The organism is Lysinibacillus zambalensis (assembly GCF_040183165.1).
Classification (GTDB): Bacteria; Bacillota; Bacilli; order Bacillales_A; family Planococcaceae; genus Lysinibacillus; species Lysinibacillus zambalensis.
Genome location: NZ_JBEGDG010000013.1, coordinates 1 through 13,400 on the forward strand (window position 1 = coordinate 1; position 13,400 = coordinate 13,400).

Annotated in this window: 15 protein-coding genes; all 15 read right to left on the reverse strand. The window is 39.2% G+C overall.

Annotated elements, in window-relative coordinates; all coding sequences use genetic code 11:
- Positions 1 to 659: 659 nt before the first annotated feature.
- On the reverse strand, positions 660 to 1,100 hold the full coding sequence (locus ABNX05_RS16510; protein WP_349660716.1) for a hypothetical protein: 441 nt from the start codon (positions 1,098 to 1,100) through the stop codon (positions 660 to 662).
- A 307-nt stretch (positions 1,101 to 1,407) separates the two neighbouring features.
- Positions 1,408 to 2,421 (reverse strand): serine hydrolase domain-containing protein, encoded by a 1,014-nt coding sequence (locus tag ABNX05_RS16515; protein WP_349660717.1) that lies wholly within the window; start codon positions 2,419 to 2,421, stop codon positions 1,408 to 1,410.
- 15 nt (positions 2,422 to 2,436) lie between these two features.
- Positions 2,437 to 3,261 carry a MerR family transcriptional regulator gene (locus tag ABNX05_RS16520; protein WP_349660718.1) on the reverse strand — a complete coding sequence of 275 codons (825 nt, stop codon included), beginning with the start codon at positions 3,259 to 3,261 and terminating at the stop codon, positions 2,437 to 2,439.
- A gap of 297 nt (positions 3,262 to 3,558) precedes the next feature.
- Positions 3,559 to 4,506: a malate dehydrogenase gene (gene mdh, locus ABNX05_RS16525; protein WP_349660719.1), complete on the reverse strand. Its 948-nt coding sequence runs from the start codon at positions 4,504 to 4,506 to the stop codon at positions 3,559 to 3,561.
- Positions 4,506 to 4,868 carry a BMC domain-containing protein gene (locus ABNX05_RS16530; RefSeq protein ID WP_349660720.1) on the reverse strand — a complete coding sequence of 121 codons (363 nt, stop codon included), beginning with the start codon at positions 4,866 to 4,868 and terminating at the stop codon, positions 4,506 to 4,508. The genes mdh and ABNX05_RS16530 overlap by 1 nt, the downstream gene beginning before the upstream one ends.
- On the reverse strand, positions 4,861 to 5,145 hold the full coding sequence (locus ABNX05_RS16535) for a EutN/CcmL family microcompartment protein (RefSeq protein WP_349660721.1): 285 nt from the start codon (positions 5,143 to 5,145) through the stop codon (positions 4,861 to 4,863). Before ABNX05_RS16535 ends, ABNX05_RS16530 begins: the two co-directional genes overlap by 8 nt.
- Positions 5,146 to 5,182: 37 nt before the next feature.
- A complete protein-coding gene (locus tag ABNX05_RS16540; protein WP_349660722.1) occupies positions 5,183 to 6,049 on the reverse strand; it encodes a phosphate propanoyltransferase in 867 nt (288 codons plus the stop codon).
- A 12-nt stretch (positions 6,050 to 6,061) separates the two neighbouring features.
- Positions 6,062 to 6,652 carry a phosphate propanoyltransferase gene (gene pduL, locus ABNX05_RS16545; protein ID WP_349660723.1) on the reverse strand — a complete coding sequence of 197 codons (591 nt, stop codon included), beginning with the start codon at positions 6,650 to 6,652 and terminating at the stop codon, positions 6,062 to 6,064.
- A 91-nt stretch (positions 6,653 to 6,743) separates the two neighbouring features.
- Complete coding sequence (locus tag ABNX05_RS16550; protein ID WP_349660724.1) at positions 6,744 to 6,914, reverse strand: hypothetical protein; 171 nt, start codon at positions 6,912 to 6,914, stop codon at positions 6,744 to 6,746.
- A 174-nt stretch (positions 6,915 to 7,088) separates the two neighbouring features.
- Positions 7,089 to 7,367 carry a BMC domain-containing protein gene (locus ABNX05_RS16555; RefSeq protein ID WP_053482447.1) on the reverse strand — a complete coding sequence of 93 codons (279 nt, stop codon included), beginning with the start codon at positions 7,365 to 7,367 and terminating at the stop codon, positions 7,089 to 7,091.
- Between the two features lie 16 nt (positions 7,368 to 7,383).
- A complete protein-coding gene (locus ABNX05_RS16560; RefSeq protein WP_349660725.1) occupies positions 7,384 to 8,874 on the reverse strand; it encodes an aldehyde dehydrogenase family protein in 1,491 nt (496 codons plus the stop codon).
- Positions 8,875 to 8,888: 14 nt separating this feature from the next.
- Positions 8,889 to 9,539, reverse strand: coding sequence for an ethanolamine utilization microcompartment protein EutL (eutL, locus tag ABNX05_RS16565; RefSeq protein ID WP_349660726.1), 651 nt, complete (start codon positions 9,537 to 9,539; stop codon positions 8,889 to 8,891).
- A gap of 11 nt (positions 9,540 to 9,550) precedes the next feature.
- Positions 9,551 to 10,576 (reverse strand): ethanolamine ammonia-lyase subunit EutC, encoded by a 1,026-nt coding sequence (gene eutC / locus ABNX05_RS16570; RefSeq protein WP_349660727.1) that lies wholly within the window; start codon positions 10,574 to 10,576, stop codon positions 9,551 to 9,553.
- Positions 10,577 to 10,585: 9 nt separating this feature from the next.
- Entirely contained in the window at positions 10,586 to 11,956 is a 1,371-nt protein-coding gene (locus ABNX05_RS16575; protein ID WP_349660728.1) for an ethanolamine ammonia-lyase subunit EutB, read from the reverse strand.
- Between the two features lie 5 nt (positions 11,957 to 11,961).
- Positions 11,962 to 13,386 carry an ethanolamine ammonia-lyase reactivating factor EutA gene (locus tag ABNX05_RS16580; protein ID WP_349660729.1) on the reverse strand — a complete coding sequence of 475 codons (1,425 nt, stop codon included), beginning with the start codon at positions 13,384 to 13,386 and terminating at the stop codon, positions 11,962 to 11,964.
- Positions 13,387 to 13,400 lie beyond the last annotated feature (14 nt).

The following is a 13,400-nucleotide window of genomic DNA, read 5'->3' on the forward strand; positions in this document are numbered from 1 at the left end:
GGTCACAAGGCTTTAGGAGTTAAAAGCAATTAACGTGGAGTTCGCACCAATCGCTTGATACGAAGGGTATTCTGTTAGAAATATATGCTTCTATACAGATTTGTATAGTTTTATCTAAATTTATCGTAACAGTTTAGTTACCCAATAAATCACACTCAGCGCTTCTCCGTAGTGCTGCATTTTTTTCACATAGTCAGTAAATTGTTGTATAGTCATGCTAACATCCTCCTTTTCACGCTACTAGTTTATCATATTTTCGAAAATTTTGTATATTATGGACTTTTAGTATTTTTCTAGTTCTACTTAAATTAAATATTGATTCTACAAAAATTTAAGGCTATGTAAAAAAAGGTGTAAGGGGATATTGGATTTTCTATAATGCGTTCAGGAGATTATCATGCTGCAGTACTAGATGAGTGGCGAGGTTACATCATTAAGTTGTTATGTATCTGGCGAAAAATACTTATTGAGGAAGTAGACAAAGAAAATACAACTTTGTCTACTTTGACCAAACATGGACAATCGAAGGCTGGATCAATCCAACTTAGGACTAAATTATTCCAGCAAGAAATTGCTTTTTCCCACTAAATATACTAGATGACTAGATGACTTAAAAAAAGATGAATACAGAATAAAAATCACTATGTCTAGTCTTTGATTTACTCACCCATAAGTTGTTTGTATCTCAAGTAGATAATATAGCGACGAGAACAAATACTACCAAGGGGTATGAACATAAGAGCATTTGTTAATGATAGCAATGCATGCTCTCTACTCCAATGACCTACCAGTATCCTTACAAGAAGAAATCCGAAAAACAAAATAATTCCAGCAATAGAGCTTTTTGTAGTAACGATTCCTCTAGTATGATTCTTTCGAATTTTTTCTAGTTTTCCTTTCCATACTCCTATACCCAATCCAACCATTAAACAGCTGATATACATCATCATACTTAAAGGCGTTAATTTAATACTGGAAATAGTAGAAAACACTACACCAATTAACAAAACTGGTATGACCCACAATCGTGCTGGTCTAACTTGTTTCTCCTTTAACATTATAAGGACAATGACAATAAAGACGACCAAGTAGCTAACCATTTCTTTCCCTCACTTTATTTAAAAAAGTATAATTTAACCTCAAACTGAAGATATAGTGAGCACGACCTTCAGAAAGGGGAACTTTCAATTCACTTCATCATAAAGATCACTTTATCAAATTAGATAACAGACTATTTATTATAGCCTATTGTCTAATTTGATGGGATCGAAATTTTACCTATGTCATAAGTTGATTGGGATCGAGACTGTGAAATACGTTGGGGGGATAGTTTACCGATGAACTTGAAGCAAGCGTGCATCCACCTAATTGGAAAGGAATTATCCCCCCTCACTTGAACTATTAAAATTATTGATTATTTTTAACCGCTGGGATTATATACTCTTTCATTAACGGCCATCTATCTCGTGGATTCATGATGAATTCTGAACCAATTGCCACAACCATATTCAATTTCGGTATACAACAAATCATATTGCCTCCATCCCCTATTGCTGAATATGTAAATAGTCCATCATCTCGGCGTAGCCACCATAAATAACCGTAATTGTGATAGTTCATCTCCGTTGATTCTCGAATCCATGTCTCTGAGAGGACCCTATTATTATTCAACATGCCATTGTTTATATAGAGGTAGCCAAATCGCGCCATATCACGAGTAGTTAATGTTAGTCCCCATCCACCTGTCGAATGACCATTTGGATCATGGACCCACCCCTTAACGTTTTTCCCGAATAAATCATCAAACCCATAGGCATTCATTTGGTAGTTCGGAATTTCTTTCATGCCAAGCGGTGTAAACAAATGTTCATTGGCGAACGCTCGTGCACTCTTGCCAGTACTTTTAGTAAGAATTGCCGACAATACATGTGCTCCAGCTGTAGAGTATTTAAAAGCACCTATATCCCCATTTGCACCCATTAAATCAAGTGTGTATTTTATCCAATCCTGCTGTTGACATAGCTTATCTAGTGGCTCATGCCAATCCTCAAATGGATAAGGAACTGTCATAGAAAGTAGATGTCGTATAGTAATCTGTTGTTTCTGCTGATTAGAAGCAAACGTATACTCTGGGAAAAAACCCAACACCTTTTCTTCAACGCTATTTATATAGCCTTTATCAATTGCGATGCCTATTAGTGCAGAGAGTACACTTTTTGTTACAGATGCTACATGGTGACAATGATCAGGACCTTTGCCATTAAAATATTTTTCATATGCTAAATGACCATCTTTAATAATAATAATGCCATTAATATTGTGATAATCACTTTTTATCGTCTGTTCTAGCTTAGAAAGACTTTCATTGTTCATATATATGCTTTCAGGTTTTACGGCTTCCCAATTTATTGTTGTTTGCATAGGAACCTCTTATTGTCATTTTTTCTTTACAGGAAAATATACCTCAGTAACATACTCCTCAGGGTCGATTGCTTGATTTGGGTCTGTTACATATATTTCATATGGTGGCAATATTAGCTCGTATCCCTCGTTTTCAATCCACTTCATCAAATTTGCGTAGACGGATGTCAATTCTGGATATGCCCCATTTAAAACAGATTTAGCACAGAGGCTACCAGGCAAATCTCTCGTTCCTTTGACAGTCTCAGCTATTGTAATGGCGAACTCGGTATCATTGCCAGCAGGATTAAATTCAGGGCTATGGTAAATCGTCATCGGTTGACCAAGTAAAGTGAGCTTCTCCTTCGCAATTCTTTCATATAACTCGCTAAAATAACGACCATATCCCGATGCATAATCATCACTGCTCAATATTAATCGCTTATAAAGGATATTTATTGGCTTTGTTTCTACTAGTTGTACTTCGAAGTCGTCAAGGTACGACATGATTGGCACCCCCTTTTCTAAATTTGAAATATCTTGATTTAATTGTTTTACAACATATTCAAAAGCCTTTAGTTTCTCTTGAATTTCATTTTTCTTATGATTTAGCGCAGAACAAAGCATTTCTTCGGATTGATCCTCTTCTAATTCCAACATCGTTTTAATTTCTTCAAGTGAAAAATGATAAGATTTTAAACGGTTGATGTAGAGCATCCTTTTTAGTTGGTCGATGGAATAATACCTATAACCGCTTTCAGCATTAATCTCATCTGGGTTTATTAATCCAATTTCATCGTAATATCGAAGTGTTTTTGTAGAGACACCACATATTTTTGAGAACTCTCCTATTGATAGCACAATACCACCTCACTCATTTATTTGTTACCTGCTACCATTCATTTATACACCTTCCCCTAAGGACAAAGTCAACGATAAAGCTAACTTTATCCAGTGGCGTCTTCTTCAACAAAAAGAAGCTCTTTTCGAACTTTCACGTTCAAAGAGAGCTTCATATTCTATATAAATAAGGGGGAATTTTAACTAGATTTCACGTGCAATGTTCGGTTTCCAATCAAACATTTTTAAGAGCTAAAGGTTTTTACAACAGATATATAGTTGGGGATCCTACATATCTTATTGCTGCATAGGGTCTGATTACCCTATGTTTTGACAAATCGTTAATACTTGTTTGACGGCTTCTGCTGATTGATGAAGTGCCATTTTTTCTTCATTTGTCAGGTGCAATTCGATAACTGATTCTATACCATTGCCGCCTAATATTGTCGGTACACCTAAAAATAATTCGTGGTAACCGTACTCACCTTCTAAAAGGGCAATTGAAGGAATTATTTTGCGTTGATCTTTCATGATGATTTCGACCATCTGTGCACAGGCAGCAGCTGGCGCATAATAAGCACTGCCATTCCCTAACAAACCAACAATTTCTCCGCCACCTTTACGTGTACGTTCTACGATTTGTTGTAATCTGTCTGAGGGAATTAGTTTTTCTAATGGAATACCCCCAGCATAGGAATATCGAATTAAGGGGACCATTTCGTCGCCATGTCCACCTAAGACGAATCCTGACACATCCTCTGGGGCAATTTGTAGTTCCTGTGCTACAAATGTATTAAAACGCGCTGTATCTAACACACCTGATTGACCAATGATACGATTTTTCGGAAAGCCTGTTTCCTTGTAGCAAACATAGGTCATGGCATCGACTGGATTGCTTAATATAAGAACTATGCTGTTTGGAGCATAATGTTTTATTTGTCTAGAGACTTGTTGAATAATTTTTGCATTCGTCGTCACTAAATCATCTCGGCTCATGCCTGGTTTACGAGGAATACCAGCAGTAATAACGACAATATTTGCTCCTGCTATATCCTCATAATTGCACGTTCCTTTAATAGAAACATTAAACTTTTCGATTGGTCCTGTTTGTAATAAATCTAGCGCCTTTCCTTTTGTCGGATTCTCCGCTTCTGGAATATCTAACAGGACAACATCTCCTAGCTCTTTTTGTGCCAAAAATAAACTTAAAGTTGCGCCAGTATGACCAGCACCAATTACAGCAATTTTACTTTTTCGAAAAGACATTATGCCTCACCTCGTTGATCAGTAGCTGCTGTAGTTTCCGTCGTTTTTTTAGTACGCGTTGATGTTGTTGCTGTTTTTTTCTTTGGTGCTTCCGTTCCTTTAATCATTTGAAAAACATCTTCATCCGGTCTCGGAATTACGTGAGCGCCTAATAGTTCTCCAACACGCATTGCAGCGGCTTTTCCAGCTTCTACTGCTGCCTGGACAGAACCAACATCACCTTTCACGACGACTGTCACAATCCCACCATCAACGAACTCTTGCTTGACGATTGTTACATCTGATGACTTAATCATTGCATCAGCAGCTTCGTAAGAGCCTACTAATCCTTTTGTCTCTATCATTCCAATAGCGCTACCCATTCTCTTCACCTCTCATAACTTCCGTAGAATCAATAATACCTATAACAACTGCATCGATAGGCAATGGATTTTCTTGCATAATATATCGTGATGATCCACCACTTGTAATAAGCACATCATCGCCGATTCCTGCCCCGATACGATCTGCTGCTACAATCTCTGAACGAACCGGCTGCTGTTTGGAGTCAATTGGTTGAATAATTAAAAGTTTTAAGCCATTCAACCCTTCTTCCTTACGTGTTGCCCATACACTGCCTATCACTTTTCCCATTTGCATGAACTTCACCTACTTTATCCTGAATGGACTTTTCTAATTACTCCGAGCGAATTGTTAACGTCTTATTTAACTCTCGTATTTTGTCATAAGCCAATGCCGTAACAATTGTGTTTTTAGGAACAATAATTTCCCGAGCTTCTATTTCAAGTACTTCTACTTGCGAAAGTAGCTTCTTATCAAATTGATAGCTGGATGGTCTTTCAGCTTGTTTAAAGACTGGAGGAATTTCTTTGACATCCATTTGTTCGTTAGCTTGTACATAGATAATTTCAGCAAGTGCACCTTGCTGAATTAATCCTGCATTTGCTTCATCTGTGTCGATATGCATCTCCAATCGATAACGATCCGAAACACGAATCATTACATTGGATAAAATAATCGGTCTTATACCCTCTACTTTAATTTGTACCGATTGTCCATCTGCTACTTGGAACCGAGCGCTATCAGCTGGTGACATATGAATATGTGCTTGCGCAATAATGAGCCCTTCATTTAGCACGACACTGCCATTTGGACCGATAAGTGTGACAGGGCTGGAACCTTTAATATCTCCTGAAATTCTTAATGGTGGCTTCATCCCTAATTTCATCGCGTCTGTCCAGCTTACTTCTACTTGAGATAATGAACGAGCTGGGCCTAATATTCGCACTCGCTCAATGGAACCCTTAGGACCAGCAATAACAACGGTTTCTTCAGCAGCAAACTGTCCTGGCTGTGAAAGTTCAAACTTAGGTGTTATTTGATAGTTCTCGCCAAAAAGCTTCTCTACTTCAGCTTGAGCAAGATGGACATGTCGTGCTGAAACACCAATAGGGATTTTCCCGTCATATTGAGAAGAAGGCTGTTTTTTTAAAACTTGCTGCAATACTTCTTCGACAATTTTTTGGACTAAATTTTCCTGCATCTAACCTCCTCCTTACGTTAATGATCTGATAATTCTCCCTTGTGCTTGCTGTTCAATAAAGCCTGCATTCGCTTCATCTGTATCAATATGCATCTCCAAACTAAAATCGTTTGACACACGAACTACAACTCCACGAAACGTCACAGGTCGCTCACTTTCTACTTCAACAGATACTAATTCATTATTTTGTACGTCCAATGCAATTGCATCTTCTTCCTTCATATGAATATGTGCTTGTGCAATAATAACTCCCTGCTTAATTATGATTTCTTGTTCTTGATTAATTAATTTGATGCTTGCTGAACTTTCGATATCTCCCGATTGCCTTAAAGGAGGAGTTAATCCTAGTTTCATTGCATCTGTTCGACTAATTTCCACCTGTGTTGCCGCTCTTACAGGACCTAGTACACGCACATTGTGAAGAACACCTTTTGGTCCCTCAATAGAGACACGCTCTTTGGCTGCAAACTGTCCTGGCTGTGAAAGATCAAAATCCTTCGTTAGCGTTGCATTTGGACCAAAAAGTGCTTGTAAATCCTCTTCACTGACATGTATATGACGAGCTGAAATGGCCACAGGAAATATCTTTGTCGCTGTTTTCACGTTAGCCACCTCTATATCTTTATTACTGTTGAAAATGAATGAGCAGGATGAGTTATGATGTGTAGCATCCTGCCCTTCTAATTAGGTTGTTTTATCCGTCGCTTCGGGCGGGTTTTTCCTTCGTTTCGATGATTCTATCCGTCGCTTCGACTCTTCTATCCGTCACTCCGAGGATTCTTTCCGTCACTTCGAGGATTCTTTCCGTCACTTCGGCTCTTCCTTCCGTCACTTCGGCTCTTCCTTCCGTCGCTTTGACTTCCATCCGTCACTCCGGGGATTCTTTCCGTCATTTCGGCTCTTCCTTCCGTCGCTTTGACTTCTATCCGTCACTCCGAGGATTCTTTCCGTCGCTTCGGCTTTTCTTTCCGTCACTTCGAGGATTCTTTCCGTCATTTGGACTCTTCTTTTCGTCGCTTTTATTCGGACTGAAATAAAATTAAGCTTCTGCTTTTGGTAAAATTAATTCTAATTCATGGTGTGGACGTGGGATTACATGAACTGATAGCAGTTCTCCAACACGTTGCGCCGCTGCTGCACCTGCATCAGTAGCTGCTTTTACCGCTCCTACATCACCACGAACTAATACAGTGACGATTCCGCCACCAACATGTACTTTTCCTACTAAATTAACACTAGCAGCCTTTACCATTGCGTCTGCTGCTTCAATTGCTCCTACTAATCCTTTTGTTTCTACCATTCCTAATGCTGTACTCATTTGTCATTCCTCCAAATTATTTATTTTGTAATGTTATTTGTTTTAATACTTGATCAACAATTTGTTGAACCACCGCTGTATCCAGCGATGGATCTTGTGCCTTAATATTTTCTACTACTGGTTTTGTTAAGAACTTTGGTTTTGGCACCTCTACATCTTTAATGCCGTATGCCATACGTTTAATATTCAATAAATGTCTCGCTGTAATGTTATCGGACGTAATATTGCCACCAAACGTGCCACATCCTAATGTGAAAGATGGTGCTAAACCTGTAGTTCCACCAACAGCGCCAATAGATGATAATGTATTGATCACAATTCTGGACACTGGTAATTCAACAGAAAATTGCTCAGCTAAAGCTGTATTTTCTGTATGGATCGAGCATGTATGTCCGCGTCCACCTATGTTTAGCAAATCAATCATTACCTGTTTTGCCTCTGTACTGTCCTCAACTGTGTATAACGCAAATATCGGGGACAGTTTTTCCAGTGAAAATGGAATGTTCTTGCCGATCATCGTTTCCATACCAACAAGTACTTTTGTATCTTCCGGCACGGTAACACCGATAGAATCTGCTAAGCAAGCTGCTGACTTGCCTACAATTTGAGGATTTACTTTCCCAGGGACAGGAGAAATCAACTTCTCCATCTTCACCTTCTCTTCATCGCTCAAAATATAAGCATTGTTCTTCTTTAACTCTGATAAAACTTGCTCGGCGATAGCTTTATCTACAATAATCGATTGTTCTGTAGCACAAATCGTACCGTTATCAAAAGACTTACTTTGGACAAGCTGGCGAACAGCTTTGAATATATTTGCCGATTTTTCAATATAAGCTGGAACATTCCCTGGTCCTACACCATAAGCAGGTTTACCTGAACTATAGGCTGCTTTTACTAGCGCACCCCCACCAGTCGCTAATATTAAGTGGATATCGGGGTGCTTCATTAGTTGCTGCGTAGCCTCCATTGAAGACAGTGTTAAACAGTGAAGCAATCCTTCTGGTGCTCCCGCTTCTTCTGCTGCTACTCTACAAATCTCTAAAGCTTCCTTTGTACATTCAACTGCATATGGATGCGGGCTTAGAACAAGACCATTTCTAGTTTTCAATGAAATAAGTGTTTTAAAAATTGCAGTTGATGTTGGATTTGTCGTTGGGACAATGCCCGCAATTACGCCAAACGGACTAGCAATCTCTGTCACTTTCTTCATTCGATCGAAACCTACGACACCGACAGTCTTTAAATCTTTAATATCTTCATAGACATCTCTAGAGGCAACCTCATTTTTCATCTTTTTATGATTAGGAACACCCATCCCTGTTTCCTGAACGGCCATATTTGCCAGACGTTCTGCCTCTTTAAATGCTGCATCCGCAACAGCCTTGACGATATGATCTACTTGCTGCTGTGAATACTGCATATACGCAGCCTGTGCAATATTGGCACGTATCACGGCGTCTCTCATTTCTTGAATGGCTAATAAATCTTTATCTAATGTGGACATAAAGACCCACCTTTCTAAACAACTGGATTTCTTGTTAAATTTTCAATAGCTTCTCTAAAAGCATTTGCAGCAGCTTGGCAGGAAGATTGGCTACCACTTACTAAACCTCCACCGAAATTGGTTTCAGATGGTGGACCAAAGAAAACCTTTAGCTCTACTTCTGCCGCCTTTAATGCAGCATCTAAACCAACGACAGCTTCAAGTGGCGGTGCGATTAAGTAAGCAAGGGCTGTTCCAATCTTAACGTTTGCTAGCTCTGCCAAATACGTACCACAGCTTGCTACAGTATGTGCAAAAAGAGCGTGGTTTTCATTTTGAAGGATCGCTTCAAAATACGTATCAAACTGAATTTTCTGCCGAATCGCATCTAAACCACTGCGTATTTCATCAGGCGATCTACCGGCAATGATGCCAATGACTTCACCAGATAATGGGCCAGATGCATGTGCCGAGCCAGCATAAAAACTTTTCGCATACACTACATCGACATCTGCTTTTTTCGTAGCCTCGTCCAAAGCTACATAGCCAACATCATCTATTGTTAGTGTTACGAGTCCAATGCTATTGTGATATGGCTTTAAATCTAATTGCTCGGCTAGTTCACTATTCACTCTTGGAATGACTTGCATTGCTAAAATTTCTGCCATGATTTTTTGAGGATTCATCGTTTGTCTCCCTAACCTTCTTTTGCCACAAGACCAACTCCACTTGCCTTGTAATGCAATATTTTTTGCACGACTGTTCCTAAATAGGCTCCAGCCTCTAACGGTGGGATACCACCTTTATGAATGTTCGAAACGACCATTCGATCAGCTTCTACTGTGCCAATTCTAGGTTGATAGCATATATAGGCACTCATTGACTCGGCTGATACAAGTCCCGGACGCTCACCGATTAGATAAACAATCACTTCTGCTTGTAAAAGCTCGCCAATTTCATCCATAAGAGCTACACGCCCTTTATCAATATAGAAAGTCGTTCCTATTTCTATATTTAAATTATTGAGACTTTGCTGTAACGCTAAATAAACATCTTGCACATTTTCTTCTATCGCACTTGCACTTAATCCGTTAGATAGAATGATTTGTACCTTTGGATTTTTTGCACACTTCGATTGGATAAGTGTTTTTGATTCATCTGATAAACGACGACCTAAATCAGGTCTAGTAATGTATTCTTCCTTATCTGTCACTCTTGTTGTTACTTGAAAGACGTCAAGCTTTTGTAGGAGCCCTTCAGTCACTTCCCCATACACCGCATCTACTGCCGCCGCATGATCGAGTCGGAACTTTAGCCACGTTTTTGTTTTTGGCCTTGTCCCAGCTCTCCCAACACCTATTCTTGCAGGTGTATGCTTTTTAGCAGCTTGAACACTTTCAGACACTTCATCCTCTTCAAATTTAAAAGCTGTAATAGGTGCCATAGTGTCAGTTGGTTCATTATTACTTGCGCTGTAATACAATTGTTCATGGTTATGTGATTCAGAATGATAAAGTTTAATTAATGGTTCATTTGACCGTTCTATTGCGCTCGGACTTGCTACTATATTAGCTTCACTAGTTTCCTTAGCTTGAAGTTTAATAAGTATTTCCTTATGGTCTTCTATTGGTACAGCCGTCTCATGAGAAGGTTCGTCGGGCGTTTGATTGCCCATCTTTTCTATTACGAGCTGTGTAATCATCGATACTAATTGTTCATTCAATGGACTCACCTACCTTTCAAATATAGATAAATCGCCAGCTATTGCAGATAGACGACCATTTTCATAAATGCCCATTTTTTCTAACCACGCTAGAAATGCAGGTGCTGGTTTTTTACCAAACGTTTGAAGTAATGTAGCGACATCATGGAAGCTCATTGACTGATAGTTCAACATGACATCGTCGCCCATTGGTGCAGCTATAATAAAGTTGACACCAGCAGCTGTTAGTAAAACACTTAAATCTTCAACATCATTTTGGTCTGCTTTAATATGGTTTGTGTAACAAATATCAACGCCCATTGGAATTCCGTGCATTTTGCCCATAAAGTGATCTTCTAGCCCTGCACGTATAACTTGTTTGTTATTGTATAAATACTCAGGTCCAATAAAGCCAACTACCGTGTTCACAATATACGGATTAAAATGTCTAGCAAATCCGTAATTGCGCGATTCAAGTGTTACTTGGTCAATACCCATATGTGCCTCAGCAGATAGCTCCGAGCCTTGTCCAGTTTCAAAATAGAATAAGTTCGGTCCAGTTCCTGTTCCTTGCTTTTTCACAAGCTCCTCTGCTTCTCTTATTAGGTCAGCAGAAATACCAAACGAACGATTAGCAATTTCTGTTCCTGCAATACTTTGGAAAATCATATCGGCAGGTGCACCTTGTTTAATAGCCTTCATCTGTGTTGTAATATGTGCTAATACACAGTTTTGTGTAGGAATCGACCAATCATTGATAAACTCCTTTGTTGCTTGCAATACTTTTTTCACACTTTCAGCTGAATCATCTACTGGATTAATCCCAATGACCGCGTCACCTATACCATAGGACAGACCCTCTTTTAATGAAGCAATAATACCGTCAATATTGTCTGTTGGATGGTTCGGCTGTAATCTTGAGGAAAGTGTGCCCTTTTGTCCAATCGTACTATTACAAGTTGACAGTATTTCCACTTTATTGGCAGCATGGACGAGATCTAAGTTGGACATTAGCTTTGTAACGGACGCAATAATTTCTGAATTCATACCCTTGCTTAAGCGTTTTAATTCCCGATCGCCTGTGTCATTGGATAAAATATATTCTCGTAGTTGCTCGATACTCCAGTTTTTAATTTCTCCATAAATTTGCTCATTAATATCTCCTTCAATAATCCGTGTCACTTCATCCTCTTCGGGAGAAACTAATGGGTTTTCTCTTATATCTTTCACTAACAGCTCACTTAGAACGGCCTTTGCCGCAATTCGTTGTTGTACAGATTCAGCAGCAATTCCAGCTAACTGATCTCCTGATTTTTCTTCATTGGCCTTGGCCATTACATCCTTCAATGATTTAAAATTATATTTTTCTCTACCAAATATCACCGATAGATTCACATTCATCCTCCTTACTTTGAGTGAAAAGCAAGTGTTTTTACAACGACTGGGACAACTCCAGATGGCAGTACTTCCCCAATGTCAATGTAATCGCCTGTTTCCACTTTGATTTGATCGATGCAAATGATGGGAACTGTTTGATTAATCGCTTGTATCGTTTGCCCAATAACTTTTGCATAATCTGATTGAATGACTATGATAATTGGTAGTTCCTTGGAGCTTATTGTCGCTAAGTGTTTCAAAATAGCTTCACATAAAGTACGGACATCCTGGAAGCTTAAATAGGGTAACTGACTAAAATAGAGTGCAAACGGTGAGCGATTCTCCTGTATAGAAAATAGAGCATCGGCTCGTTCAACCGCTATTTTTACCACATAGTCGAATTCTTGGCTGTTCGTATCCATATGGCAATCGAAAACAGGCACATTTTTTAAAGGCAATACTTCCGCGTCTACTTGAATCGTTGCACCACTAATCTCAGTTGTTTGGGTACCTGCACCAGTCACCGTTGCCCGTGCTGTTTCCTCTGGTTTTAGCCATAAAAAGGATTGTAACTGTTCGTGCTGCAAAAGGTATGTCGCCAATTTTTCGCCGATATCATCATATTGACGGTTTGTACATGCCTGTTCATAAATACAAGCCGCTACGCCACCGGAAAAAACGACTGCTTCAACTGGTTTATTCCAAGTTGGCAAATGTCCTAACAATAACGGATGCTGTTCATCTGTCAATTGTCCGCTGAGTGTCATCGCGACTATATCCGCCATTTCTTGGATTAGTTGTGTGACACGTACATCCTCTGCTGCATCACCCACCTTTAATGGCTTTGACCATTTTTCCATTAGTTTCATAATGGGTGGTGAAATCGATTGGACAATGCCATTCTGAAATTCTATGAGTCTCCCTCCGACATGCAATGTACACGTACCAATTACTTCACCGTACTGCATTACCGCAATATTTGCTGTACCACCACCGATATCGATATTAGCGATAACTTTGGCCGTATTTTTAGATTGTTGTAAAGTACCCGCGCCCTTTGCTGCAATGATTCCTTCCAAATCGGGTCCGGCGGTAGCAACTAAAAAGTGTCCAGCTGTATCCGCAATCGCATGAACCACCTCGCTAGCATTTTCCTTTGTTGCAGATTCGCCTGTAATAATAATGGCACCTGTTGCAATATCTGCTGGTGCAATTTGGGCCAATTGATATTGCTGAAAAATAAATTGCTCGATTTTTTCCATATCGATAATTTCTTTATTGATAAATGGTGTTTTAATAATCGGGCTTTGATGTAAAACCGTTTTTTCAATAATTTCTATGCGAGGCACATGCGTTACTCCTGCAACGTTTTTCAATAGAAAACTACTGACGACCATTTTTGTTGTACTTGTTCCAATATCAATGCCTGCACTATAAATTTTTTCTGTCTTCAACTTACTCCCCCCCG